At 73.9% G+C, this 24,710-nt stretch carries 23 protein-coding genes; 10 read left to right on the top strand and 13 right to left on the bottom strand.

Annotated features, from left to right (window positions below):
- The first annotated feature begins 47 nt into the window (after positions 1-47).
- From WA788_RS29990 to WA788_RS29980, 3 genes are read left to right on the top strand one after another with little or no spacing between them, the layout of a single operon-like run.
- Entirely contained in the window at positions 48-404 is a 357-nt protein-coding gene (locus WA788_RS29990; RefSeq protein ID WP_335982603.1) for a PRC-barrel domain-containing protein, read from the top strand.
- Positions 405-458: 54 nt separating this feature from the next.
- The gene (locus WA788_RS29985) at positions 459-626 is read left to right on the top strand and encodes a hypothetical protein (RefSeq protein WP_335982601.1); all 168 of its coding nucleotides are present in this window, start codon (positions 459-461) and stop codon (positions 624-626) included.
- 18 nt (positions 627-644) lie between these two features.
- Entirely contained in the window at positions 645-1,391 is a 747-nt protein-coding gene (locus WA788_RS29980) for a DedA family protein (RefSeq protein ID WP_335982599.1), read from the top strand.
- A 15-nt stretch (positions 1,392-1,406) separates the two neighbouring features.
- On the opposite strand, the gene WA788_RS29975 is transcribed toward WA788_RS29980, so the two are convergent.
- Entirely contained in the window at positions 1,407-1,535 is a 129-nt protein-coding gene (locus tag WA788_RS29975; protein ID WP_335982597.1) for a hypothetical protein, read from the bottom strand.
- Between the two features lie 226 nt (positions 1,536-1,761).
- On the opposite strand from WA788_RS29975, the gene WA788_RS29970 reads away from it, so the two are divergent.
- The 3 genes from WA788_RS29970 to WA788_RS29960 all read left to right on the top strand — a co-directional run bounded on the left by WA788_RS29970 (position 1,762) and on the right by WA788_RS29960 (position 4,494).
- Positions 1,762-2,478: a DUF4232 domain-containing protein gene (locus tag WA788_RS29970; protein ID WP_335982595.1), complete on the top strand. Its 717-nt coding sequence runs from the start codon at positions 1,762-1,764 to the stop codon at positions 2,476-2,478.
- Between the two features lie 159 nt (positions 2,479-2,637).
- Positions 2,638-3,195, top strand: a complete 558-nt coding sequence (locus tag WA788_RS29965; RefSeq protein WP_335982593.1) for a glycoside hydrolase family 25 protein — start codon at positions 2,638-2,640, stop codon at positions 3,193-3,195.
- Positions 3,196-3,459: 264 nt separating this feature from the next.
- The gene (locus WA788_RS29960; RefSeq protein WP_335982591.1) at positions 3,460-4,494 is read left to right on the top strand and encodes a PHP domain-containing protein; all 1,035 of its coding nucleotides are present in this window, start codon (positions 3,460-3,462) and stop codon (positions 4,492-4,494) included.
- A gap of 271 nt (positions 4,495-4,765) precedes the next feature.
- Here the strand turns inward: WA788_RS29960 and WA788_RS29955 are convergent, their stop codons facing one another.
- Positions 4,766-5,506, bottom strand: a complete 741-nt coding sequence (locus tag WA788_RS29955; protein WP_335982589.1) for a 3-keto-5-aminohexanoate cleavage protein — start codon at positions 5,504-5,506, stop codon at positions 4,766-4,768.
- Between the two features lie 77 nt (positions 5,507-5,583).
- Positions 5,584-6,987: a Si-specific NAD(P)(+) transhydrogenase gene (gene sthA / locus WA788_RS29950; RefSeq protein WP_335982587.1), complete on the bottom strand. Its 1,404-nt coding sequence runs from the start codon at positions 6,985-6,987 to the stop codon at positions 5,584-5,586.
- 154 nt (positions 6,988-7,141) lie between these two features.
- On the opposite strand from sthA, the gene WA788_RS29945 reads away from it, so the two are divergent.
- Entirely contained in the window at positions 7,142-8,125 is a 984-nt protein-coding gene (locus tag WA788_RS29945; RefSeq protein WP_335982585.1) for a magnesium and cobalt transport protein CorA, read from the top strand.
- Positions 8,126-8,156: 31 nt separating this feature from the next.
- On the opposite strand, the gene WA788_RS29940 is transcribed toward WA788_RS29945, so the two are convergent.
- From WA788_RS29940 to WA788_RS29925, 4 genes are all read right to left on the bottom strand, one after another.
- Positions 8,157-10,538 (bottom strand): glycoside hydrolase family 65 protein, encoded by a 2,382-nt coding sequence (locus tag WA788_RS29940; RefSeq protein ID WP_335982583.1) that lies wholly within the window; start codon positions 10,536-10,538, stop codon positions 8,157-8,159.
- A complete protein-coding gene (locus WA788_RS29935; RefSeq protein WP_335982582.1) occupies positions 10,535-11,275 on the bottom strand; it encodes an HAD family hydrolase in 741 nt (246 codons plus the stop codon). The genes WA788_RS29940 and WA788_RS29935 overlap by 4 nt, the downstream gene beginning before the upstream one ends.
- Before the next feature lie 90 nt (positions 11,276-11,365).
- Entirely contained in the window at positions 11,366-12,031 is a 666-nt protein-coding gene (locus WA788_RS29930; protein WP_335982580.1) for an NAD(P)H-binding protein, read from the bottom strand.
- A 129-nt stretch (positions 12,032-12,160) separates the two neighbouring features.
- Positions 12,161-12,625 carry a MarR family winged helix-turn-helix transcriptional regulator gene (locus tag WA788_RS29925; protein WP_335982578.1) on the bottom strand — a complete coding sequence of 155 codons (465 nt, stop codon included), beginning with the start codon at positions 12,623-12,625 and terminating at the stop codon, positions 12,161-12,163.
- Positions 12,626-12,769: 144 nt separating this feature from the next.
- On the opposite strand from WA788_RS29925, the gene WA788_RS29920 reads away from it, so the two are divergent.
- Positions 12,770-14,059, top strand: coding sequence for an MFS transporter (locus WA788_RS29920; protein WP_335982576.1), 1,290 nt, complete (start codon positions 12,770-12,772; stop codon positions 14,057-14,059).
- On the opposite strand, the gene WA788_RS29915 is transcribed toward WA788_RS29920, so the two are convergent.
- The 5 genes from WA788_RS29915 to WA788_RS29895 all read right to left on the bottom strand — a co-directional run bounded on the left by WA788_RS29915 (position 13,987) and on the right by WA788_RS29895 (position 18,030).
- Positions 13,987-14,406 (bottom strand): GNAT family N-acetyltransferase, encoded by a 420-nt coding sequence (locus tag WA788_RS29915; RefSeq protein WP_335982616.1) that lies wholly within the window; start codon positions 14,404-14,406, stop codon positions 13,987-13,989. The genes WA788_RS29920 and WA788_RS29915 overlap by 73 nt on opposite strands.
- Positions 14,407-14,670: 264 nt before the next feature.
- Positions 14,671-15,075, bottom strand: a complete 405-nt coding sequence (locus WA788_RS29910) for a DUF2795 domain-containing protein (protein ID WP_335982574.1) — start codon at positions 15,073-15,075, stop codon at positions 14,671-14,673.
- Between the two features lie 254 nt (positions 15,076-15,329).
- Positions 15,330-16,088 (bottom strand): G1 family glutamic endopeptidase, encoded by a 759-nt coding sequence (locus WA788_RS29905; protein ID WP_335982572.1) that lies wholly within the window; start codon positions 16,086-16,088, stop codon positions 15,330-15,332.
- 287 nt (positions 16,089-16,375) lie between these two features.
- Positions 16,376-16,966: a cysteine dioxygenase gene (locus tag WA788_RS29900; protein ID WP_335982570.1), complete on the bottom strand. Its 591-nt coding sequence runs from the start codon at positions 16,964-16,966 to the stop codon at positions 16,376-16,378.
- Positions 16,963-18,030: an amidohydrolase gene (locus WA788_RS29895; protein ID WP_335982568.1), complete on the bottom strand. Its 1,068-nt coding sequence runs from the start codon at positions 18,028-18,030 to the stop codon at positions 16,963-16,965. Before WA788_RS29895 ends, WA788_RS29900 begins: the two co-directional genes overlap by 4 nt.
- 94 nt (positions 18,031-18,124) lie before the next feature.
- Between WA788_RS29895 and WA788_RS29890 the strand changes: the two genes are divergently transcribed.
- On the top strand, positions 18,125-19,141 hold the full coding sequence (locus WA788_RS29890; protein ID WP_335982566.1) for a LacI family DNA-binding transcriptional regulator: 1,017 nt from the start codon (positions 18,125-18,127) through the stop codon (positions 19,139-19,141).
- A 106-nt stretch (positions 19,142-19,247) separates the two neighbouring features.
- Here WA788_RS29890 and WA788_RS29885 read toward each other — a convergent pair whose 3' ends face one another.
- Positions 19,248-22,781, bottom strand: a complete 3,534-nt coding sequence (locus WA788_RS29885; protein ID WP_335982564.1) for a phosphodiester glycosidase family protein — start codon at positions 22,779-22,781, stop codon at positions 19,248-19,250.
- 726 nt (positions 22,782-23,507) lie between these two features.
- Here WA788_RS29885 and WA788_RS29880 point away from each other — a divergent pair.
- Positions 23,508-24,656 (top strand): glycoside hydrolase family 3 N-terminal domain-containing protein, encoded by a 1,149-nt coding sequence (locus tag WA788_RS29880; protein ID WP_335982562.1) that lies wholly within the window; start codon positions 23,508-23,510, stop codon positions 24,654-24,656.
- Positions 24,657-24,710: the final 54 nt, after the last annotated feature.

Raw genomic sequence — 24,710 nt, 5'->3', positions numbered from 1 at the left:
GCCCTTGCCCGGCCCGCTGACGTACCCCGGCGAAAGGCAGGTGGGCGATGATCGAACCCGCGGATCTGCGCGAGTGGCGCGACCACGACGTGGTCGACGAGGACCACCACAAGATCGGCGTCCTCGAGGCGGTCTACGTGGACACCACCACCGACCGCCCCGCCGTGGTCACGGTACGGATCGGGCTGCCCACGCGCCACCGGCTGCTGTTCGTCCCCGTCCGCGAGGCGGTCGCGGGCCCCGGCTACGTCCGCGTGCCCTACCCCAAGTCCCTGCTGAAGGCCGCCCCCTCGATCGGCACCGACGACGTGCTGCCCGCCGAGGACGAGGAGGCGATCTTCCAGCACTACGGGCTGCCGTACGAGCCGGCCGCCAAGGGCACCAGGCTGCTCGCCCGCCGCTGAGCCGCACACCCGCGAGCCCGCGCATCCGCCCCTCGCCCGGAAAGGACCCGGAACGTGACCCTGTTCCTCCTGCTGATCATCCTGGCGATGGTCCTCGGGCTGATCGGCGCGGTCGTCGGGGGCCTCGGTGTGCTGCTCGTGATCGGCGTCGTGCTGTTCGTCGCGGACCTGGCGTGGGGCGTGTGGCGACTGCGCCGCAGGCGTTCGCGGCCGGTCCGCTGAGGCGGGGCCGGTGACCGGATGAGCTCCGTCACCGACTGGCTCGCGCACTCCTCGGGCCCGGTCGTCTACGCCGTCGTCGGCGCCCTCGTCTTCTGCGAGGACGCCCTCTTCTTCGGTTTCGTGCTGCCCGGCGAGACCGCGGCGGTGCTCGGTGGGGTGATCGCCAGCCAGGGCGGGGTGTCGGTGTTCTGGCTGTGCGTGGTGGTGGTGCTCGCCGCGATCGCCGGGGACAGCGTCGGCTACGAGGTGGGCCGGCGGTTCGGCCCGCGCATCCTGGACAGCCGGGCGCTGCGCGCCCACCACGAACGCATCGCCCACGCCCAGGAGCTGATCCGCAGGCGCGGCCCGGCCGCGGTCTTCCTCGGCCGCTTCATCGCCTTCTTCCGCGCCCTGATGCCGGCGCTCGCGGGCATGTCCCGGATGCCCTACCGGGTCTTCCTCGTCTTCAACGCGGCCGGCGGGATCGTCTGGGGCGTCGGCTTCACCCTGCTCGGCTACTACGCGGGCGACGCGTACAAGCGGGTGGAGCGTACGGCGGGCACGGCCGTCGCGGTCGTCGTCGCGGTGGTCGTGGTCGGGGCGGTCGTCTACTGGCACTTCAAGCGGCGCGGGCGCGAGGCCAAGCCCCCGGCGGAGCCGGACGGTTCGCAGAGCGAGAGCAGGGGCGAGACCGACCGGGCGCCGGGCGGCACGTCCGGTGGCGGCGCCCACCGCGCGCCGGACCCCGACGGCGACCCCGACGGCGACTCCGACGCGGACCGCTGACGGGGGCCTGCTCGGTCAGGCCGCGGCCTGCCACCCCGGAAGCGTGGGCGGCTCGCTCTGCGCGGCCCCCATCAGCACCACGGCCGCGACCGCCTGCCCCCACGCGCTCCCGCCCTTTTCGGGCGCACCGCCGTTGCCCGTCATACACCCCCCCACCTGCGATGATCCCCCGATACGAGGCTGGACCCCAACCGGTGGTCCCCGGCCGCACAAGGTGATCACCCGTCAGTTCGCCCCGGTGCCGGGGCGGGTGCGTAGGGGGTGCGCCTGTGCCGGCAGCGGTTCGAACAGGGCGTACAGAATGTGCGGATACGGCAACAATCCGTGGTGCCGACGGTTCGGAGGGGTCCGGAGCGAGAACGCGGTAGATATGCGTACCACGACGTCCCTGTCACCGCGCGGCCGGCGGACGCCCGCCGGGCGGCACCCGCTGGCGCGTACCGCACCGCTGGCCGCAGCGGTGGCCACGGTCCTCGCGCTCGGCGCCGCCGGGTGCGGCAACGGCGGCATCGGCACGGCGGCTGCCGCCTCCACCCGGCCGGCCGCGCCGGACAGCCCCGCGCCCACCACCACCGACGACTCCGCCTCCCCGTCGGCGGCGGCGCAGGGCACGACCGCGCCCGGGACCACTGCCGCCTCGCCGCAGGCCACGGGCGGCGGCGCCCCCACGACCGTACGGGCCGAGGCGGCCGGCAGCCGATGCACCGTCACCGACCTGACGATGCGGCTCGGCCGCGGCGACCCGGGCGCGGGTCAGCTGTACTACCCGCTGCTGTTCACGAACACCTCGTCGCACCCCTGCGTCCTCGACGGCTTCCCCGGGGTCTCCCTGATCCGGGGCGACGGCACCACGATCGGCCGCCCCGCCGGGCGGGAGGGGCCCAAGGGCGCCGTGGTCCCCCTGAAGCCGGGCGCGACCGTGGAGGCGGACCTGCACACGCTCAACCAGGGCGTGCGCGGGAACAGTTGCTGGGGCCGGCCGACCCTGGTCAAGGCATACCCGCCCGGCTCGCGGGACGCCATGACCCTGGCGACCGCCGACCCCGTCGTCTGCGGCGACACCTTCGAGGTCGGCAGTGTGCACTGAGCCGCTCCGCTCCGGCGGGACCGCTACCGGCCGCGAGCGGGTCCGTACCGGTGACCGCGCCCGTGCACGCCACCGCCGACCCGCCCGCCCCCGCCCCCCGACCCGTGAACCCACCGCCGACGAACCAGCGCACCGCACCACGTGAGGGAAAGGCCCGCCATGACCATCAAGGGCATCGACGTCGCTTCCTACCAGTCCAGCACCTTCAGCACCTCCGGCCTGGCCTTCGTGATGGTCAAGGCCACCGAGGGCACCGGCTACGTCAACCCCCGGCACGCCGCCCAGGTCGCGCACGCCCGGGCCGAGGGCGTCGCCGTCGGCCACTACCACTTCGCCCGGCCCGGCTCCGTCTCCGACCAGGTCGCCTACTTCCGCAAGCACGCCGGGATCAAGGCCGGCGACATCCTCGCCATGGACTGGGAGGACACCGGCGTGAGCTGCGCGGAGAAGGACTCCTTCATCAAGGCGCTCCAGAAGGCCGCCCCCACCCACCGGGTGCTGCTCTATTGCAACCGCGACTACTGGCTGCACCGCGACACCACCTCCTTCTGCGGCGACGGCCTGTGGATCGCGGACCCCGGCGCGAAGGCGGGCCACCCGCGGGTGAAGCACCCCTGGACCATCCACCAGTACAGCTCGGCCGACGGCCTGGACCGCAATGTCGCCGCCTTCGCCGACAAAGACGCGCTCACCGCCTGGGCGGCGAAGGGGAATTAGGCCGCGGCGGCGTACGAGCCGTTCCCGGGCACGTCCTGGTCCTCCGCCGGCCGCAAGCCGCCGATCGAGCACTGCGAACAAGGACGTGAGCGGCACCACAAGGGGTGGAGCGGCGCCCTCAAGTGGCCGCCCGGCAAGGAGAGCTGGGACGCCCTCCAGGTGCCGAACGTCTGAGCCGCGGGGGACCGCGGAGCCGCGGGGCCGGGCGGGTGACGCGGGCCCGCCCGGCCGTTAGCCGCGGCCCCGGGCGGGAACAGCGCCACCATGGAGCCCATCGAGGCACTCGACCGGATCGCGTTCCTGCTGGAGAGCGCCCTCGCGCCCACCTACCGGGTACGGGCCTTCCGGCGCGCCGCCGACGTCGTCGCCGCACTCCCGCCCGGCGAGGTCGAGCGGCGCGCCCGCAGCGGGCGGCTGACCGACCTCGCCGGCATCGGCAAGACCACCGCCCAGGTCATCGCCGACGCCTGCGCCGGCCGCACCCCCGCCTACCTCGCCGACCTCGAACGCCGCCGGCCCGCCCCACCCGCCGACGGCGCCGGGCAGGCCCTGCGCGCGGCCCTGCGCGGCGACTGCCATGTGCACTCCGACTGGTCCGACGGCGGCAGCCCGATCGAGGCGATGGCCCGCACCGCCCGCGACCTCGGCCACTCCTGGATGGTCCTCACCGACCACAGCCCGCGCCTGAAGATCGCCCGCGGCCTCACCACGGAACGGCTCCTGCGCCAACTCGACGTCGTCGCCGAACTCAACGAACGCCTCGCCCCCTTCCGCGTGCTCACCGGCATCGAGTGCGACATCCTCCCCGACGGCTCCCTCGACCAGAGCGACGAACTGCTCGACCGCCTCGACCTCGTCGTCGCCTCCGCCCACTCCGAACTCCGCATGCCCGCCCGCGACTTCACCCACCGCCTCGTCAACGCCGTCGGCAACCCCCTCGTCGACATCCTCGGCCACTGCACCAACCGCCTCATCGGCGACACCAAGCAGCGCCCCGAGTCCACCTTCGACGCCGAAGCCGTCTTCGCCGCCTGCGCCCGCTCCCACACCGCCGTCGAGATCAACAGCAGCCCCCACCGCCTCGACCCGCCCCACCCCCTCCTCACCCTCGCCCGCGACCTCGGCACCCTCTTCTCCATCGACTCCGACGCCCACGCCCCCGGCCAACTCGCCTGGCAACTCCACGGCTGCGCCCTGGCCGAAGCCGCCTCCATCCCCCCTTCCCGCATCCTCACCACCTGGTCCACCCCCACCCTCCTCACCTGGACCACCACCCGCACCCTCCCACCCCCCGAGTAGCCCCCACCGTCCCACCAAGAGCACCCCAACCGAGCGACGCCCCCACCCGCCCCGCCCCCCGCCCCCCCGCCCGCCACCCCCCTACCGCGGAGGAGTGAAGCCGGGGCGCAGGGGGCGGGGTTCGGGACGTTCGTATATTTGTGGCGCGGAAAGCAAGGGCAGGTTCGCGGAAGACGCGCAGGCGCCGTAAATATGCAGTCCCGAACCCCGCCCCCGGAGCCCCGGCGCCCCCGCCCCCGCAGCCCCGGCGCCCCAACGCCCCCGCATCACCTCAACCCACCGCCGCCACCTCAGCAAGAGCCGCCCGTACAAGCTCCGCATTGTCCACGGCCGCGCCCCCGTCCGGGAGGACCACCGTGTCCTCCAGCCCGATCCGCACGTCAAGCCCCCGGCCCGCCGCGCACCGCAACACCGCCCAGGCACCCCCTTCCTCCCCATGCAGCAGCACCGGCCCCCGCGCGGCACGATCCAGCCCGTCCAGCGCGGCGAGTTCATCGAGCAGCGCGACCGCGGTCCCGGGCGCCGTCACCGGATCGTGGTCCACGACCTCCGCCAGCACCCGCACCAACCGCCGCACATGCGGCCACCTCCGCAACCGCACCGCCGCATCCGTCCCCGAGAACACCCCCGCCTCGACCCCGACCCCCACCTCCAGCAGCGCCTCCGCGACGATCTCGGCCCCCTCCTCGTGCCAGTTCACGGACGCGTGGTCCGGCAGCACCGACCACGACCGCACCAGCGCGGCCCGCCGCCGCGGGTCCGGCTCGGTCCACGCCCCGGTGGTCACCCCGATGGGCACCCCGGGCGCGGACGCCCGCACCGCCGCGACCGCGGCGTCCACACTCACCGCCGCCATCGTCTCCTCGCCCTTCCCGTCCCTGGGATGGACATGCACCGCCCGGGCCCCGGCCCGTACGGCCTGCGCCGCGGCGTCCCCCAACTCCCACGCCGTCACCGGCACCGCCGCACCCGCGCCCTGCCCCCGACCACCGTTCAGACATACCTGCAGCATCCCGCGATCATCCCAGCCGCCCCCCGCCGGACGCCGCTCCGACCCGCCCTGCCCTGCCACCCGGTGGCGGGTGCCGGTCAGGTGTCGAGGCGGTCGATCTGGCGGATCTTGTTGGTGACGTCGAGGGCGGCGACTTTATAAGACTCCGCGAGCGTGGGGTAGTTGAAGACGGCGTCGACGAGGTAGTCGACGGTGCCGCCGCAGCCCATGACGGCGCTGCCGATGTGGATGAGCTCGGTGGCACCGGTGCCGAAGCAGTGGACGCCCAGCAGGCGGCGGTCGGTGGGGGAGACGAGGAGCTTGAGCATGCCGTGGGCGTCGCCGATGATCTGGCCGCGGGCCAGCTCGCGGTAGCGGGAGACGCCGACCTCGAAGGGGACGGCGGCCTCGGTGAGCTCGTCCTCGGTGCGGCCGATGAAGCTGATCTCGGGGATGGTGTAGATGCCGATCGGCTGGAGCTCGGGCATGCCGTGCACGGGCTCGTCGAAGGCGTGGTAGGCGGCAGTGCGGCCCTGCTCCATGGAGGTGGCGGCGAGCGCGGGGAAGCCGATCACGTCGCCGACGGCGTAGATGTGCGGCACCGCGGTGCGGTAGTGCTCGTCGACCGCGATCCTGCCGCGCTTGTCCGCGGCCAACCCGGCCCGGTCCAGGCAGAGTCCGTCGGTGAGGCCCTGGCGTCCGGCGGAGTACATCACCGCGTCGGCGGCGATCTTCTTGCCGCTGGCGAGCACCGTGAGGGTGCCCCGCTCGTGGCGCTCGACGGCCGCGACCGTCTCGCCGAAGCGGAAGGTCACCGCGAGGTCGCGCAGGTGGTACTTGAGCGCCTCGACCACCTCGCCGTCGCAGAACCCGAGCATGCCCTCGCGCTGCTCGACCACCGTGACCTTGCTGCCGAGCGCGGCGAACATCGAGGCGTACTCCATGCCGATCACTCCGGCGCCGACGATCACCATGGAGCGCGGCACCCGGTCCATGCTCAGCACGCTGTCGGAGTCCAGCACCGTACGGTCGTCGAACTCCACGCTCGCCGGGCGCGCCGGGCGGGTGCCGGTCGCGACGACCACGAAGTCCGCGGTCACCGCCCGCTCCCGGCCGGCCGCGTCGGTGACGGCCACGGTGTGCTCGTCGAGGAAGCGGCCGGTGCCCGGCAGCAGCTGCACCTGGTTGCGGCTGAGCTGGCTGCGGATCACGTCGACCTCGCGCCCGACCACGTGCTCGGTCCTGGCGGTCAGGTCCCCGATGGTGATGTCGTCCTTGAGCCGGTAGCTCTGCCCGTACAGGTCGCGCTGGTTGAGCCCGGTGAGGTAGAGCACCGCCTCGCGGAGCGTCTTGGACGGGATGGTGCCGGTGTGCAGGGACACCCCGCCCAGCGACGCCGGGCGGTCCACGATCGCCGCACGTCTGCCGAGCTTGGCCGCGGCGATCGCCGCCTTCTGCCCGCCGGGACCCGAACCGATGACCAGTATGTCGTAGTCGCGCACCCGCAGAGTCTGCCATCGCCGCCCCCGGCACCGTAACCCGTACGGGGGCGGCGGTTCGGTGACTTCTGCGTGCCGCCGCCCGGCCCGGGCACACGGACCGGCGGGCGGGCGCGCGGGTGATAGATCCGCACGCCGCCGAGGAAGGGATGTCCCCGTGATCGTCGACTGCGCTCTGTACCGTGACGGCCGCCGCACCCGCACCCCGGACGACCTGTCGGCCGCGCTCGCCCGGGCCCGCGGCCAGGGCGACTCCTTCCTGTGGATCGGCGTGCACGACCCCACTGAACCGGAGTTCGCGGACATCGCCGCCGCGCTGGAACTGCACCCGCTGGCCGTCGAGGACGTCGTCAAGGCCCACCAGCGGCCCAAGCTGGAGATCTACCCCGGCGCGCTGTTCGCCGTGCTGCGGCCGCTGCGCTACGACGACGCCAAGGGCACCGTGGGTGCCAGCGAGCTGATGGTCTTCCTCGGCGACGCCTTCGTGGTGACCATCCGGCACGGCGCCACCGGCGCGGCGGCCGCGGCCCGCACCCGGCTGGAGAAGGACCCGGCGATGCTCAAGCACGGCCCGGTCGCGGTGCTCCACGCGATCTGCGACAGCGTCGTGGACGACTACCTCGACGTCGCGACGGAACTCCAGGTGGACCTGGAGGAACTGGAGGAGCGGGTGTTCGCGCCGGTCGGGGGCGACTCCGCCCGCACCGCCGCGACCATCTACGCCTTCAAACGCCAGGTGCTGGAGTTCCGCCGGGCCACCGGCCCGCTCGCCGAACCCATGGCGCGGATGGCCGCCGGCGGAATGCCGTACACCGACCGGCGCAGCCAGCCCTTCTTCCGCGACGTCGCCGACCACCTCACCCGGGTCACCGAGGCGGGCGAGTCCCTGGACCGGCTGCTGTCGGACATCCTGGCCGCGCACCTCACCCAGGTCGGGGTGCGGCAGAACGACGACATGCGCAAGATCTCCGCCTGGGCGGCCATGGCCGCGGTGCCCACGATGATCGCCGGCATCTACGGGATGAACTTCCAGCACATGCCGGAACTGCGCCAGGTCTGGGGCTACCCGGCGGTGCTCGCGCTGATGGTCGTGGTCGTCCTGGTCCTCTACCGGCTCTTCAAGCACCGCGGCTGGCTGTGAGGAAGGAAATGGGGACCTCACCGTCACGAACTCACGAACGCACACCGTGCTGCCCCGGCGCCTGGCTGCGCCGCCGCGGCGCCCGCCCCGGCGGCTGCTGGGGCGCCTCGCGGTGCACCACCTCCGGCAGGTCCCGCACCACCGGGTGCTCGGCGGTCAGCGTGAACGGCTGCTCGTAGTGCAGGATCTCGATCGGCTCCCCGGCGGCCAGCGCGTACGTCGCCGAGGTCCGCTTCACCTCCACCCGCAGCCGCCGCCCCCGGAAGTCCAGCCGGAACGCCACCCGGCTCAGCGCGTCCGGCAGCCTGGGCGCGAACCGGATCGAGTCGCCGTTGAACAGCCGCATCCCGCCGAACCCGGCCACCAGCGCCGTCCAGGTGCCGGCCAGCGCCGCGATGTGCAGCCCGTCCCGGGCGTTGTTCTCCAGGTCCTCCAGGTCCATCATCGCGGTCTCGCCGAGGTAGTCGTACGCGAGCTGGAGGTGCCCGACCTCCGCCGCGATCACCGACTGGCAGTACGCGGAGAGCGAGGAGTCCCGTACGGTCAGCGGCTCGTAGTAGGCGAAGCCGCGCGCCTTCTGCTCCGGTGTGAAGGCGTCGCCGCGCAGGTACATCGCCAGCACCAGGTCGGCCTGCTTGACGACCTGCTTGCGGTACAGGTCGAAGTACGGGTAGTGCAGCAGCAGCGGGTAGCGCTCGGGGCCGGTGGCGTCGAAGTCCCAGCGCTGGTGCCGGGTGAAGCCCGCGGACTGCTCGTGGACCCGCAGGTCCTGGTCGAAGGGCACCGTCATCGCCGCGGCCGCGTCGCGCCACGCGGCGGTCTCCTCGTCGGTGATGCCGAGCGCGGTCGCGTGCCGCGGGTGGCGCTCGGCGGCGTCGGCGGCGGCCACCAGGTTCGCCTGCGCCATCAGGTTGGTGTACGCGTTGTCGTCGCAGACCGCGCTGTACTCGTCCGGTCCGGTCACGCCGTCGATGTGGAAGGCGCCGGCGTGGTCGTGGTGGCCCAGCGAGCGCCACAACCGGGCGGTCTCCGCGAGGAGTTCGAGCCCGGTCTCGGCCTCGAAGGCGTCGTCGCCGGTGGTCGCGACGTACCGCACCACGGCGTCGGCGATGTCGGCGTTGACATGGAAGGCGGCGGTGCCGGCCGGCCAGTAGCTGGACGCCTCGTCGCCGTTGATGGTGCGCCAGGGGAAGGTGGCGCCCTCCAGGCCCAGTTGGGCGGCGCGCTCACGGGCGGCCGGCAGCGTGGTGTGCCGCCAGCGCAGCACTTCCGCGGCGGCCTGCGGCGCGGTGAACGTCAGCAGCGGCAGAACGAACGTCTCCGCGTCCCAGAACGTGTGGCCGTCGTACCCGGAGCCGGTCAGGCCCTTCGCGGGGATCGCCCGCTGCTCGGCGCGGGCGGCGGTCTGGAGCACGTGGAAGAGCGCGAACCGCACCGCCTGCTGGATCTCGGTGTCGCCGTCGACCTCGACGTCCGCCCGTTCCCAGAAGTCGTCCAGGTAGGAGCGCTGCTGGTCCAGCAGGCCCTGCCAGCCGGTGTCGCGGGCGCCCACCAGCGCCGCGTCCGCCTGGTCGCGCAGCGCCGGCAGTGAGCGCGTCGCCGACCAGCCGTAGGCGACGAACTTCTCCAGCCGCAGCCGCTGCCCCTTCTCCAGCACGCAGGTGACGGTCAGCCGGCTGACGTCCTCGCCGGCCTCCGAGGAGATCTGCGTGGTGCCCCTCGGGCCGTCCACCCGGTGGTCGGCGGCCGCGGCGACCCGCAGTTCGCTGCGGGTGGTGGAGTGGATCAGGCCCAGCCGGGTGCCGGCGGCGAAGTGGTCCTCGGAGACCAGCGGCGACTCCAGCGCGGCGGCCACCCGCGGGTCGCCGGTGGTCCGGGGGATGTCCTCGTTGGCCGCCAGCTCCGACTGCACCACCACGCGGACCTGCTCGTCCAGCGGCTCCACCTCGTAGGCGATCGCCGCGACCGCGCGCTGCCGGAAGGAGACCATCCGGGTGGAGCGCACGCGCACCGCGCGGCCGGCCGGCGAGACCCACACGCACTCGCGCTCCAGCACCCCGGCCCGCAGGTCCAGTTCCCGCTTGTGTGAGCGGATCGTGCCGTAGCGCAGGTCGAACGGCTCGTCGTCGACCAGCAGCCGGATCAGCTTGCCGTTGGTGACGTTGATGACGGTCTGGCCGGACTCCGGGTAGCCGTAGCCGGCCTCCGCGTACGGCAGCGGGTGCAGTTCGTGCAGTCCGTTGAGGTAGGAGCCGGGCAGGCCGTTCGGCTCGCCCTCGTCGAGGTTGCCGCGCCAGCCGATGTGGCCGTTGGACAGGGCGAAGACCGACTCGCTCTGCGGCAGCAGGTCGAGGTTGAGTTCGCACTCGCGCAGCGACCAGGGCGCGACCTCGTAGGCCGGATCGGTGATCACGCGCTCCTCCCGATCAGATCGGACAGGTCCTTCACCACGGTGTCGGCGCCGTGCCGCCGCAATTCGTCGGCCTGGCCCACCCGGTCCACGCCCACCACGTAGCCGAAGCTGCCCTCCCGCCCGGCGTCCATCCCGACCAGCGCGTCCTCGAAGACCGCCGCCTGACCGGGATCGAAGCCCAGCTGCTTCGCCGCCGCCAGGTAGGTGTCCGGCTTGGGCTTGCCGCGCAGCCCTTGCTCCTTGGCGGTCAGGCCGTCCACCCGGACGTCCATCAGGTGCTCGATGCCCGCGGCGACCAGGACGTCCCGGGTGTTGGCGCTCGACGAGACGACCGCGGTGCGCAGCCCCGCCGCCCGCACCGCCTGCACATAGCGGACCGAGCCCTCGTACGGGGTGACGCCCTCGGCGCGGATCTTCGCCAGCACCAGGGCGTTCTTGCGGTTGCCCAGGCCGTGCACGGTCACCGCGGACGGCGGATCGTCGTCCTCGCCCTCGGGCAACTCGATGTCGCGGGAGGCGAGGAAGGTGCGCACCCCGTCCGCGCGGGGGCGGCCGTCGACGTAGCTGTCGTAGTCCGCGGAGTCGAAGGGGCGGAAGCCGTCGCCCTCCCGGTCGTGCAGGAAGGCGTCGAACATCTCCTTCCAGGCCGCGGCATGCACCAGCGCCGTCGGCGTCAGCACACCGTCGAGGTCGAAGAGGCAGGCACGTACTCTGCTCGGAAGGCCGATCTGCGTCATGCGCACCATGTGCCCCCATACGGCGGCAAACATGCCCTTTGCGAGTGAAGTCCCCTCGGCTCGCCGAATTCCGCCGCCGAGGGCGGGCCGTCAGGCGCCGAGCCGGTTGATGTCCGGGCTGTGCAGGACGTACGGCTCCTCGCCGTCGAGCCGGGTGACGGCCAGCATCGCCCGGCCGAGCGCCTGCGTCGTCGTCACGTGCCGGGGTGCGAGGCGCCGCAGCAGCGGGTAGAGCCACGACCCGGCCCCGTACAGCACGCGGTACCAGCCGGTGCGGGAGCGCTCGCCGTGCAGCGGCTGGACCCAGCCCGGCCGGAACATGTACGCGTGCATGTCCATCGCCAGCAGCGCGTTCTCGGTGCGCCCCTTCACCCGCGCCCAGCCCGAACGCCCCTGCTCGGTGCTGTCGGTGCCCTCGCCGGAGACGTAGGTGAAGGTCAGCCCGGGGTTGCCGGCGGCCACGGTGCGGGCGGCCGCGAGCGTGCAGTCGTAGGTGATCCGGGTGTAGTCCTGTGAGCTGTGCCCGGCCGCGGACACGCCCAGGCAGTAGAAGCACGCGTCCGCGCCCGCCAACTGCCCGGCGACCGCGGTGAAGTCGGTGAAGTCGTCGTGGAAGACCTGGCGCAGCTTCGGGTGGGCGGCTGCCAGGGGGCTGCGCGCCACCGCGAGCACCTCGGTCACGTCCGGGTCGCGCAGGCACTCGCGGAGCACGCCCTGCCCGACCATCCCCGAGGCACCGAAGAGGATCACCTTCATCGCGGTGCGTCGCCGCCCTTCCTGCCGTCCGCCGTCGCGCCCAGTCTGCCCCACCCGGGGCGAGAGATGCGCGGCCGGGGCGCAGCCGTTGTCCGGCCGTTGTTCGGTCGACCCGGGGCGGTCAGGCGGTCAGAGTGTCGACGGGGAGCGGATCTCGGCGAGCGCGGACACCAGGGGCGCGAGGGCGGGGTCGGTCGCCGCCTGGTCGAGGGCCTCGCGCAGCGCCTCGTTGTTCGTGGGGCGGGCGGCGGCGAGCAGTTCGCGCCCGGCCGGGGTGACGTCGGTGTAGATGCCGCGGCGGTCGGTCGGGCACAGGTAGCGGGAGAGCAGCCCGCGCTCCTCCAGCCGCGTCACCAGCCGGGTGGTCGCGGACTGGCTGAGCACCACCGCGTCGGCGACCTGCTTCATCTGGAGGTGGCCGCCGTCGCCGTCGTGCTGCCGGCTGAGCACGTCCAGCAGGGAGAACTCCCGCACGCTCAGCCCGTGGCCGGACTGGAGGGCCCGCTCGATGTGCGTCTCGATGCGGCCGTGCAGCAGGGACAGGGCGCACCAGCTGTCGGCGAGCGCGGTCAGTGCCGGGTCCGTGGCGGTCATGGGTCGATTGTAGCGCGTTTGCAAATAACCAGCGCGTGCAAGTATTGTTGGCGCCTGCTAACCGCGCCAGCCTGCTAGTCGGGCGGGCGGTCTCCCCTGATGTCCCTGCCGTCCCCCTGCCGTCCCCTCCGAAAGGCCCTTCCCATGCCCCTCGCGCTCCTGGCCCTCGCCATCGGGGCCTTCGGCATCGGCACCACCGAGTTCGTCGTCGTCGGCCTGCTCCCGCAGATCGCCGGGGACTACGGCGTGTCCGTGCCCACCGCGGGCCTGCTCGTCACCGGGTACGCGCTCGGCGTCGTGGCGGGCGCCCCGCTGATGACCGCGCTCGGCACGAAGATCTCCCGCAAGCGGATGCTGATCCTGCTGATGGGGCTGTTCGTGGTCGGCAACCTGGTCTCCGCGGCCGCGCCCGTGCTCGCGGTGATGCTCGTCGGCCGGGTGGTCGCCTCCCTCGCCCACGGCGCGTTCTTCGGCATCGGGTCGGTGGTCGCCTCGGAGCTGGTCGCCCCGCACAAGCGGGCCGGCGCCATCGCCATGATGTTCACCGGGCTGACGGTCGCCAACGTCGTCGGCGTCCCGCTCGGCACGTTCGTCGGGCAGAGCGCGGGCTGGCGGCTCACGTTCGTGCTGGTCGCCGGGCTCGGCGTGCTCGGGCTGCTCGGCGTGGCCAGGCTCGTCCCCGACCTGCCCCGGCCCGAGGGCGTACGGCTGCGGCACGAGGTCGCGGTGCTGCGCGAACCGCAGGTGCTGCTCGCCATGGCGATGACCGTGCTCGGCTTCGGCGGCGTCTTCGCCGCCATCACCTACCTCGCGCCGATGATGACCGACGTCACCGGCTACGCCGACGGCTCCGTGACCTGGCTGCTGGTGCTCCTCGGGCTGGGCATGGTCACCGGGAACCTGGTCGGCGGCCGGTTCGCCGACCGGCACCTGATGCCGATGCTGCTCACCGCGCTGGCCGCGCTCGGCGCCGTCCTGGCCGCCTTCACGCTCACCGCGCACGACAAGACCGCGGCCGCGGTGACCGTCTTCCTGATCGGCGTGCTCGGCTTCGCCACGGTTTCGCCGCTCCAGAAGCGGGTGCTCGACCAGGCCGCGGGCGCACCCACCCTCGCCTCTGCGCTGAACATCGGCGCCTTCAACCTCGGCAACGCCATCGCCGCCTGGCTCGGCGGGCTGGTCATCTCCGCCGGCCACTCCTACACCGCGGCGAACTGGGTGGGCGCGGCGCTCACCGGCGCGGCCCTGGTGCTGGCCGTGGTCTCCGCGGCGCTGGAGCGCACCGGACGGCGCTCCGCCGCCGCGGTCCAGGGCCGCACGGTGGTGAGCCGTACGGTCCCGGGCCCGGCGGCGGCCGGCGGTCAGCGCCCGGTGCGGGCCGAGACGTCCAGCGACAGCGCGGTGGAGTGCGCGGCGAACCCCAACGCCCGGTAGAGGCGCTCGGCCTCGGGCGTGGCGTGCAGGTCCACCCGGGTCACGCCGCGCGCCGCGAACCAGTCGAGCAGCGCCTCGGTGACCGCCCGGGCGTAGCCGCGGCCGCGGTGGGCGGGGTCGGTGCAGACGTTGAAGACGAAACCGAACAGGCCCGCCGGCGACGAGGGCGACGGCAGCCGCCGCTCGATGGTGCCCACCGCGCACGCGGCCAGGCCCGCCCCGCCCTCGGCGTCCACCACGAACACGCCCGTCGCGGGCTCGGGGCCGGCCAGCTGGGCGGCGAGCTGCCGCCGTGCCTCGGCCTCCCAGGGGCCCGGCCGGTCCGCGCCGGTCATCGCGGCGAACATCACGCGCCGCAGCCGGACCACCTCGGCCGCGTCCGAGGGGCGCCCGGCCCGTACGGAGGCGGTCCGGACGCCGTGCGTCCCGTCCGCCTCCTCTGCCCTGTCCACCCTGTCTGCCCTGTCCGCGCCCGCAACGGGCGCCGGCTCACCAGTCATACCGAGAATGTAGGCCGTGCGGCCGGACGCCCGGGACGGGGGAGGGCGGCCCCGCCCGGGCGGGTGGCGGCCCGGGCACCGGTACCCGCGGCCGGGTTCGGGTGCCCGCGGTCAGTCGCGGTGGTTCTCAACGCCGTAGCCCAGCGCCTGGACCACCGCCTGGACGTTCGGGTAGACCTCGTCCGGCGGCAGGGCGGCGACCCGGTCCACGAGGGCGTCCGGCGCGCTGTGGCGGTGGAGCGCGCCGAGCAGGGCGCTGCGGCGGGCCGGGTAGACGCTGCGGTCGAGGTGCCGGGCCAGGTCGTTGCGTACGTAGACGCCCTGCGGCGTCATCCCGGCGGGCGCGGCGCCTCCTCGGGCGGGGGCGGTCAGGGCCGGGTCCTGGTCGGAGGGCTGGGGCTCGGCGAGCTCCTCGTCGGCCTGTACCGCCCGGTTCGCCCGCAGCGCGTCCTGAAGTTCCCGCTTCAGCTCGTCGTCGCGGGCGAAGCCGGTCTTGTTGGTTCCCTGGTCCGTCATGCGGTGATGGCCTCCCTGGTCGATCGCCGGGCGGCGCGGTGCTGAGAGTTGCGCGCCCGGCCGGGGCTGGGCTCCATCGGGTACCCGACCGGTACGCCCCGAAACCACCCCTTCCGCTCCCGCCCTCCCGCCTCGCCGGGCGGGCCGTACGCAAGCCACCCGGCCCCGCCCGGGGCAGGTCCGGGCGGGGCCGAGGGCGTGCGCGGGCCGCGGTCCTCACGGGGTGCGGCGTCGCCGGGGGGATCAGCGGCGGCTCAGCTGTGCTTCCAGGTCACCGAGAAGTTCTCGCTGCTGCTCAGCGACGAGGTGCTGGCCTTCGTGGTGCTGCCCGAGACCATGTTGATCTGGTCGGGGGAGAAGTTGCCGATCGGCTGGCCGTTGGCGGTGGCGCCGGTGAAGGACGCGGTGCCGAAGTTCGACAGCGGCAGCACGCCGCTGGAGCTGGAGGGCGCCTCGGCGATGATCTCGGCGGACGCGTTCGACAGGCCGCTCTGCGTCTTCGTGGTGGTCTTCGTCCACCCCTGCGTGGTGTCGGACAGCTTGAGCGTGTAGGTGGTGCCGCTGACGCTGACCGTCGAGGTGAAGTGGTCGCCGGCCTTGACCGTGTTGCTGTAGTTCACCGGGTAGGCCGGGTACATCTCGTACCACGCGTAGTACTCGGCGGTGCCGCCGTAGCAGTCGCCCTCGCTGCCGGTCTGCTCCACGGAGTTGCTGCCGTCGCCGTCCAGGCCGATCCAGAACGACGAGTACGTCGTCGAACTGGAGCAGCTGACCGCGGGCTGCACCCAACTGGACGAGACGCTGGTGAAGGTCTGTCCGGTGGCCGCGTAACCGGCCCAGTTGGAGCTGCTGCTGTGCTCGATCCGGCCGTCGGGGCCGATGAGGCGGTGGCTGCCGACCGGTGCCTGGAAGACCGTGGGGGCGGCGCTGGCCACGGCCGGTGCGGTGGCGAGGGCCGACAGGACCGCCGCGCTGACGGCTGTTGCGGCGGTGAAGCGCTTCGTTGCCGACATGCTGCTCCTTCTCGCGGGTCTCGCGGTACGGGCGTTGACTGGCGGCGGTCAGTGGGGTGCGCGTGCCGCCAGTGATTGACAGTGTGCAGACAATCACTGGTGGTGTGGCACTGGTTCGTGCCAACGATCGGCAAAGACCGCGCCAAGTACCCCGAGGTGAACGGGGTGTTCGACGCCAAACCGGGCAACTCGCCGCACCGGCGCGCGAAAAGCGGCGCGCAGGCGGATGTCATCGCTCCGCTTGTGCGCCGCCCTCGCTGCCGTCCGACCAGGTGTCAGGCCAGGCGTCAGGCCATGTCGTCCAGCGGGCGCAGCTCGTCGGCGTACGACACCGAGGTGCGCCGCAGGATGCCGGTGCGGCTGACGGTGTACTGGCCCATCCTCCACAGCGGCGGCGAGTACGCGTGGATCGACACGCTCCCGGCGTCCAGCCCGGTCAGCCGGTGGATGTGGTCGGGGCCGAAGCAGTAGACCTGCCCGGCCGGGACCTCGGTGGCCAGGCTCGGCACGCCCACCGCGAGGTTGTGCTCGACCAGGGCGCCCTGGGTGACCGCGACGGCGCCGGAGGATATGTCGTGGTCGTGCCAGCCGGTGTCGTTGCTCGGCGTCCAGCACAGCACCCAGACGTCCACATGGGCGTCGCGGTGCAGCGAGACGTAGTGGCGCCGGTCGTCGGAGAAGAGCACATGGCGGCGCCACAGCGCGGGGTCGGCCGCCACGGAGCAGGCGAGCTCGAGGAGTTCGCGCTTGTCGAGGTCGCGGCCGGGCAGCGTGTCGAGGCCGATCGACGGCGACACGCCGAGCCAGGGCTCGGCACGCTTGACCGGGGCGGTGTCCTGGTCCTCGGGCGACGGCAGGGACGACGGCGGAGCGGTCACGGACTGATCCCTTCGAGTAGGTGCAGCGGGTTGGCGACGCGGACGGCGTACTCCGCCGCCGCGCCCAGTCGGGGGTCGGCCGCCGTGGCGTACGGGCGGTCGCTGCCGAGGACGAGCGCGTCGATGCCCAGCACGCGGACCACGGCGTCCAGCGCCTGGCGGCCATAGGAGGAGGTGTCCACGAAGACGCCCGGGTCCAGGCGCAGCGGGCCGCCCCCGCGCATGGCCGCCCGCTCGTGGTGCACCGGGGCGAGGCCGGCCGCGGCGGCGAAGCAGATCCGCAGCCGCGGGAGGAGGGCGCGCCCGGCGGTGTGCCAGGCCCACCACGCCGCCTGGAGCTGGGCGGTGTAGCCGACCACGGCCGCCCACCAGGCGGGCAGCGGCTCGGCGGCGGCGGACGCGGAGGCCGGTGCCGGCTCGGGTCCGGGGTGGACCAGGACGGGCTTGCCCGCCGCCTCGGCCACCGCGAGCAGCGGCGCGAGGCGCTCCAGCGCCCGGGGCGTGGCCATCGCGCCGGCCGGCACCTGGAGCCCGACCAGGCCGCGGGCCGCGGGGCCCGCGGCCATGGGGGCCGCCGAACCACCGGGCGGGGCCGGGTCGTCGAGCAGAGCCGCCAGCGCCCGCGGGTCGGGCGCGGTCAGTTGCGCCGACGCCCAGCCGGTGAACGGCTCCGGCAACTCCCGGACCCCCGCGTGCCAGGCGTCCAGCAGCGGAGCGGCCTCCTCGGGCGGTAGCAGTTCGATGCCCAGCGGGCTCGACAGCGACACCGCCACCCGCCGCAGTCCCGGGTCCAGGCGTGCCCGCAGCGCCGGGTCGTGGTCCTCGGGCCGCACCTCGTACGGCGGTTCGCCGGCCAGGTGGAGCGTCCAGCCGTCCAGGCGCGGCGGCCGGGAGCGGGCGCGCAGCAACTCGACGAACCCGGCGGGCCACAGGTGCTGGTGCACATCGGTGGGCCCGGGGGCACCGGGAGCACCGGGGGCACCGGGAGCGTCGGCCGGTGCGGCGGGGACGGCGGAGCACGCGGGGTCGGGAGTGCCGCCGGGGGAGCGACCGTAGCCGGACAATACCCTCCTCACGTCGACTGATGCGCTTCAGTTAAGCGCCTCAGTGAAGCGCTTAACTCCACGCGCCGTCAAGTGCGCCCCCTAGACTGGACGCGTGCCGCAACGACCAGCGAGGGTCACCCAGCGCGATCTCGCCGAGGAGACCGGGCTCTCCACCGCCACGGTGTCCTACGCGCTGCGTGGGATGCAGGTGCCCCCCGAGACCCAGCAGCGGGTGCGCGAGGCCGCCGAACGGCTCGGCTACCAGGCCGACCCGATCGCCCGCGCCCTCGCCTCCGGCCGCACCGGCTACATCGGCGTGCTCTGCCGCTCCCTGACCGACGTGTGGCAGCAGGCCACCGCCGCCGCGCTCGGCCGCAAACTGCTCGGCGACGGCCGGCACGCCCTCATCGTGGACGCCTCCAACGACCCCGCGCTGGAGGCCACTCTCGCCTCCCAACTCGCCGACCAGCGGGTGGACGCGCTCATCGTGCTGCCGGTGGACCCGGCCGCCGCGCACTGGGCGGAGGTCGCCGAGCGGACCGTGCTGATCTCCATCGGCGACGGGCTGCCGGGCGCCGCCGCCCACGCCGAGGTCGTCTTCGACAACGAAGCCGGCCTCACCGACGCGCTCCACGGCCTGGCCGCCGCCGGGCACCGCCGGATCGCGGTGCTGACGCCCGGCGGGCTGACCACCCCCGACCGCCCCGCCGAGACCGTGGCCGAGCAGGTGGCCCGCCGGCTCGGCCTGCACGTCACGCTGCACCGCTCCCCGCACGACCTGGACGGCGCCGCCGCGATCGCCCGCGCGGTGCTGACCGGCCAGGACCCGCCGACCGCCTTCCTGTGCATGGCCGACTCGATGGCCTACGGCGTCTACGCGGGCGCCCGCGAGCTGGGCATGGAGGTGCCTGCCGACATCTCGGTCGTCGGGTACGACGACCACCCGCTCTCCCGCCTGCTGACCCCGCCGCTGTCCACCTACCGCTGGCCGGTGGAACTCCTGGTGGACCTGGTGGTCGAGCGCACCGTCAAGGCGATCGCCTCCGGCCGCCGCAGCCGGCGCCGGGTGCTGCCCCCGGCCGCCCAGCCGCGCGGCTCGGTCGCACCGCCCCGGACCCCGCACAGCTGAGGGCGGCCGCGGCTGAGGGAGACCGCGTGCGCCCGCCGCACGCCCCCGCGCCCGAACGGGCCCGGCCCGCGCGGCCGCCCGACGCGCGCGGGCGGCCGCGCCCGGCTCACCGGGCCGTCACCGCCACCGTCGCGGTGCCGGTGATCCCGCCCGCCGTGACGCTGATCCGCGCCGTGCCCGCGCGGTGGCCGGTCACCTCGCCGGTGGCCGCGTCCACCGTCGCGACACGCGGGTCCGAGCTGGCCCAGCGGCGCGAGACCGGGTCCGTGACCGGGACCTGAAGCGCCGTCAGGTCGTCGCCGGCTATCGACGTGCCGGTCGCCGTCAGCTGCTCCTTGCCGCCGACCGCCAGCGACGGCGCGGGCGCGGACACCGCGACCGAGGCGAGCAGCGGCTGCACCGCGAACTGCACGGTGCCGTCCGGCAGGACATGGAACAGCCCGTAGTTGAAGAACCCGCCCTCGTCGGGTGTCGCGTACGGCGGGGTGCCCAGGTCGGCGACCACGAAGTTCGGCACCCCGTCCGGCCCGTCGGTGCCGTCCGGCTCGCGCAGGTCCTCCGCGAAGCCGCGCGCGTGCCCGAACATCATCAGCACGTGCACCGCCGGATGGGTGCGCTGGTACCGCCGCACCAGCGTCTCGTACATCTGCGCCTCCCACCGGTCGGTGAACTGGCTGTCCGCCCGCGGGTGCGGGTCATAGGCGGGCGTGTGGGTGACGACGACCGCGACCTTGCTGGTGTTCTCGGTCAGCTGCCGGGCCAGCCACTGGTACTGCGACCCGCCTTCGTCGGGCACCTGGTAGGCGTCGGAGGCGGTGATGCCGATGTGCCCGCTGTCGGTCACGATCATCCGCGCCGCGCCCGCGTCGTACGCGTAGTGCGTCGGGCCGAAGACGCTGGTGAAGTCGCCGTTCTCCGGGTCGGCGCCCTGGGTGATCTCGTGGTTGCCGACCGCGTCCCGGTAGGGCACGCCGAGGCCGTCGAGCAGGGTGCGCAGGTTCGTCAGGTCGCCGGTCGTCCCGTTGTCGGACATGTCGCCGAGCGCCTGCACCTGTTGGGGCCGGGCGGCGGCAGGCAGCGCCCCGAAAAGGCCGGGCAGCGACTTCAGGGCCACCGTGCCCGTCGCCCCGGGCGTGGCCGCGGTGGTGTGCGCGTCGTCGAACGCGGCGACCGTGGTGCCGCCGGGCCGGAAGGACGACACGTCGGTGAACCGGAGCCAGGACGGGTTCTTCGGGATGGCGGTGTACGCGGCCGTCTTCGGCGGGCGCGGCGAGTACAGCGCCTCGAGGTCCGCGAGGTGGACGTCACCGGTCAGGTCCGCGCCCGGCTTGATCGTCACCAGCCCCAGGTAGTTGATCCGCAGCGGGTACTGAAGGCCCTGCGGCAGTTTCGCCACCACGTACTGCCAGCCGTCGAAGGTGATGCCGGTCGGGTAGAAACTGGTCGGCTGGTTGCTCGCCTGCCAGATGCCCACGTTGAGGGTGACGATGCCCGGCGTGAGCCCGTCGCCGGGGCGCGAGGCGAGGTCGGCGTTGCCCTTCACCCACACGCCGAGCCCGATCGGCGCCTGGTCGCCGCCCCGCAGCGGGATCTGCTCGCTGTCCGGGTCGTTGAGGTAGACGCTCAGGTCGTAGGTGCCGGTCTTGTCCGGATAGGTGTAGTGCACGTCCATGGAGCCGCGGTCACCCGGCGCCGCGGTGGTGGCGGAGTCCAGGGAGATGCTGCCGTTGGTGGTGGAGTGCGGCCCCGGGCTGGGCACCTTGCGCGGGTAGACGTTCATGTAGTCGCTGGTCACCGACCACTTGGACAGGTCGGTGAGCGGGTCCACCGGGACCGTGGTGGAGCCGACCGCCAGCGACGCGGTGGCCTTGGTGCCGCCCGCGGCGGCCGTGACGGTGGCCAGTCCGGTGCCGGCGGACGCCGCCGTGAAGGTGCCGTCGGCGCCGACCGCGCCCAACTCCGGCTTGTCCACGGACCAGGTGACGGCCGACGGCGGCAGGCTGACTCTCGCACCGCCGCTCGCGGTCGCCGTCGCCGCCAGTGCCTGCGATGCTCCGTTGCCGAGGTCGGCCTGCGCCGGTGTCACCGCCAGCGTGTGCAGGGCGCCGACCACCGACAGCGGCACGGAGGAGGCGACACGGCCCGAGCGGATGTGCAGGGTGCCGCGGCCGGGCCGGCCGGCGAAGGCCAGCGTGGTGCCGTGCACCGTGGCGAGGCCCGGCGGGCTGACGCTCAGGAAGACCGGGTCCGCCGCCGGGTTGTCCGCCGTGTCCAGCGCGTAGGCGGGCACGTCCACGGAAGTGCCGGCCAGCGCCGTCAGCGGCTTGCCGCCATTCACCACCGCGTGCGCCGCGGGACCGGCCGCCGCCTCCCGGCTGTAGAGGAACAGGCCGTTGGCGACGGGCCGTTCGTGGCCGTCCGACGGCGTGTTGAGCACCGACGCCCGGTCCTGCCCGGGGAGCCTTCCGACCATCTGGGTCGAGCCGCCCCCGTCGAAGAGGATCGCGTCATAGGCGCCGTGCTGCATCATCCAGCCGGCCAACTGGGGCCGGGTCAGGCCCTGCGCGACGCTCTCGGCCTGGTGGCCGTCGAAGGCCGCGAAGATCGCGTGCCTGCCGTCCTTGGTCACGCCGACCGCCGTCACCGGGTTGTCGACGTTGTTGTCGCCGCCGGCCTGGAGCGGCACCGCGCGCTGACCATCCTTCACCAGGACCGCGCCGCCGCTCAGCGCCTGCACCACATCGCTGTCCGGCCCCAGCGTGTCCGTGGTCGCGACCTCGTCGCCCGCGTGGACATGGGCGGCCAGCCAGTCCCCGTACGCGGCCGAGCCGACCAGGTCCTCCTGGCCGTCGGCGAGTTGGGGCAGGTCGGTGACGCCGCTGCGCACCGTGTCCACCGTCAGCGTGGCACCGTCGGCGCCGAGCCGGCCGGTGACGACGGTGGCCGCCGCGATGGACGCCGGGCCCAGGTCGGGTGTGACCCGCAGCAGCGCGCCCGCGCCGAGGTCGTCCACCGCGTTGACCCCGGTGAGCGCGGTGCTCGCCGCGCTGGTCCGGTCGGTGAGGGTGCCGGTGTACGTCTCGGTGCCGATGCCGATGCTCCCGTCGCGGCGGACCCAGAAGTCCGCCGGGCGGCTCGGCTCGGGGCTCTTCAGCAGCCGCCCGTCGCGCACCACCATGCCCTCGGGCCGGCCGCTGGCGTTGATCTCGAAGAAGTCGCCGTTGATCCCCGCGACCGCGCCGGTGCGCCGCGCCATCGAGGAGGGCACCTCGTCGGACGGGTCGGTGAGGCGGTCGTGCGACTCCACCACGCCGAGCCGTACGTTCCGGTCGGTCAGCGACACGTCGAGGACCTGCGCGCGCTGCGCCCCGCCGACCGTTTGCAGCGTGTCGGAGTAGTGGTCCACCCCGTGGGTCAGGGTGCTGGGCGCGGTCGTCTTCTCGTCGACCACCAGCGGCCACTGGTCGGGGGTGGGCGGCAGCCAGGACGACGCGGCGCCGTCCGCGCGGGTGCTGGCCGCGGCGGTCGCGGGGCTGCCGCCTGCCGCGAGCAGCGTGGCGCACACGGCGGCCGCCACCAGCGCGGCCAGGGTCCGTGCCGCGCGTCTCGGGCGGCGTGGGCGGTTCAGGAACTGGGCCATGAGTCCTCCGGGCGGGCCTGCCGCCGGCCCGCCCGGACCATGGCGGCCCGGCGGTCCCGGCCGTCGCGGCCTGTCGTACGGGAACGGTGCGGTGGTGCGCCATGCAGTGTGGACGGCCCGGGCCGCATCCGGACGTCGGTGAGCCGACGGGAGGATGAGCAGCAGGAGCCGGAGCGCGCCACACGTGGCGAACCCGGGCACATTATGGCCCCGTGGCCGCAGAAATTGTCCGTGCACCGCCAACTCGGTAGGGGTGGGTGCGGCCGAACTCCCTTGGCACGCCCGGCTCCACCGGGGCGGCCGCGTCTTCGCCTCCGACGCCCCGGGCGCGGCGCGCGCGGGCCCGCGGACCGGGGGAGCGCCCCTCGCCCCGGCCGGACGGGCCCTCTCCCCGACCTCGGCCTGCCCCGACTCGACTGGTGACGTTCCGTATCGCATCTCATCGCTCTGTGTCATGGCTCCACGATGACGCATGACCGGGGCGTCCCGCGCAATGCCACCCGTCCGGCTGTGGACAACTCCCGCGAGGCCCCCGCCCGTGAAGGTTCCGCCCCCTGAATCCGCGCCGGAAACCGCGTCGCCGCAGGTCCCGAACGCCGCCTTTGGCGTAGGCCATTGGCGTTCGCCGGAGCCCTTCCGGGCCGTGGCGGGAAGGGCGTACCGTCCCGACGGTGTCATGAACGCTGCACAAATCCCGCGCCCCCACACCCACGGGAAGAGGCACCCATGGACGCACCACGCAGCCTGCCCGTCCGCCGCCGCACGGTGCTGGCCGCCGCGGGCGCCGCCGTGGCAGCCGCCTCGGCCGGCGCCACGAGCGCCGCGGCAGCCGGGCGGACCCGCGACCGAACATCCGCCGCCCCCACCGCGCTGACCGCCCGTCAGACCGCGGGCCAGCGGGTGATCTACTCCTACCCCGGGCTCACCGTGCCGAGCGCCCTGCTGGCCACGATCAGCGCCGGCGAGGCAGCCGGAGTGATCTTCTTCGGTGAGAACATCTCCAGCGCGAGCCAGATCGCCTCCGTCGTGCAGCAGTTGGCGGCGGCCAACGCGGCGAGCCCGGTCAAGGCGCCGCTGCTGCTGATGACCGACCAGGAGGGCGGCGAGGTACGCCGCCTGCCCGGCGCCCCCGCGCTGTCGGAGAAGCAGGTCGGCGAGGCCGCGCAGCCGCAGACCGCAGCCACCCAGGCCGGCACCGGCGCCGGCACGAACCTCGCCGGCGTCGGGATGAACGTCAACCTCGCGCCCGTGCTCGACGTCTACTACACGGCCGGCAACTTCGTCGACAAGTACCAGCGCTCCTACAGCAGCAGCGCGAGCACCGTCTCCACCCTCGGCAAGGCGTTTATCACCGCCCAGCAGGCCACCGGCGTCGCCGCCACCGCCAAGCACTTCCCCGGCCTCGGCGCCGCCACCGCAGCCCAGGACACCGACGCCGGCCCCGTCACCCTCACCCAGAGCCTGTCCAAGCTGCGCGGCGTGGACGAACTCCCGTACCAGGCCGCGATCGCCGCCGGCGTCCGACTCGTCATGGTCTCCTGGGCCGTCTACCCCGCGCTCGACGCGACCGCACCCGCGGGCCTGTCCGCCACCGTGGTCCAGCAGGAGCTCCGCGGCCGGCTCGGCTACACCGGCGTGACCGTCACCGACGCCCTGGAAGCCGGTGCGATCAGCGCCTCCTACGACACCGCGCAGCGCGCCCTGCTCGCCGCGGGCGCCGGGATGGACCTGCTGCTGTGCTCCGCCCGCGACACCTCCCAAGGCGACGACGCCGCACAGGCCCTCGCCGGCGCCTACACCAGCGGCCAACTCCCCGCCGCCGCCTTCGACGCGGCGGTCCAGCGCGTCACCGCGCTGCGCACCTCCCTATCCTGAAACCGGGGCCGCTTCCCGCGCCCCACCCGAGGAAGCGAGGTGGCGACCACGCCC

The organism is Streptomyces sp. CA2R106, from assembly GCF_037034245.1.
Taxonomy (GTDB): Bacteria; Actinomycetota; Actinomycetes; order Streptomycetales; family Streptomycetaceae; genus Actinacidiphila.
Note: the sequence above shows the minus strand (reverse complement) of the source record. Positions and strands in the feature narration are given on the sequence as shown.

Coding starts and splice junctions, on each gene's coding strand:
- WA788_RS29990 (WP_335982603.1), top strand. CDS start 48: ATGATCGAACCCGCGGATCTGCGCGAGTGGCGCGACCACGACGTGGTC.
- WA788_RS29980 (WP_335982599.1), top strand. CDS start 645: ATGAGCTCCGTCACCGACTGGCTCGCGCACTCCTCGGGCCCGGTCGTC.
- WA788_RS29975 (WP_335982597.1), bottom strand. CDS start 1,535: ATGACGGGCAACGGCGGTGCGCCCGAAAAGGGCGGGAGCGCGTGGGGG.
- WA788_RS29970 (WP_335982595.1), top strand. CDS start 1,762: ATGCGTACCACGACGTCCCTGTCACCGCGCGGCCGGCGGACGCCCGCC.
- WA788_RS29965 (WP_335982593.1), top strand. CDS start 2,638: ATGACCATCAAGGGCATCGACGTCGCTTCCTACCAGTCCAGCACCTTC.
- WA788_RS29960 (WP_335982591.1), top strand. CDS start 3,460: ATGGAGCCCATCGAGGCACTCGACCGGATCGCGTTCCTGCTGGAGAGC.
- WA788_RS29955 (WP_335982589.1), bottom strand. CDS start 5,506: ATGCTGCAGGTATGTCTGAACGGTGGTCGGGGGCAGGGCGCGGGTGCG.
- WA788_RS29935 (WP_335982582.1), bottom strand. CDS start 11,275: ATGACGCAGATCGGCCTTCCGAGCAGAGTACGTGCCTGCCTCTTCGAC.
- WA788_RS29930 (WP_335982580.1), bottom strand. CDS start 12,031: ATGAAGGTGATCCTCTTCGGTGCCTCGGGGATGGTCGGGCAGGGCGTG.
- WA788_RS29925 (WP_335982578.1), bottom strand. CDS start 12,625: ATGACCGCCACGGACCCGGCACTGACCGCGCTCGCCGACAGCTGGTGC.
- WA788_RS29920 (WP_335982576.1), top strand. CDS start 12,770: ATGCCCCTCGCGCTCCTGGCCCTCGCCATCGGGGCCTTCGGCATCGGC.
- WA788_RS29915 (WP_335982616.1), bottom strand. CDS start 14,406: ATGTTCGCCGCGATGACCGGCGCGGACCGGCCGGGCCCCTGGGAGGCC.
- WA788_RS29910 (WP_335982574.1), bottom strand. CDS start 15,075: ATGACGGACCAGGGAACCAACAAGACCGGCTTCGCCCGCGACGACGAG.
- WA788_RS29905 (WP_335982572.1), bottom strand. CDS start 16,088: ATGTCGGCAACGAAGCGCTTCACCGCCGCAACAGCCGTCAGCGCGGCG.
- WA788_RS29885 (WP_335982564.1), bottom strand. CDS start 22,781: ATGGCCCAGTTCCTGAACCGCCCACGCCGCCCGAGACGCGCGGCACGG.
- WA788_RS29880 (WP_335982562.1), top strand. CDS start 23,508: ATGGACGCACCACGCAGCCTGCCCGTCCGCCGCCGCACGGTGCTGGCC.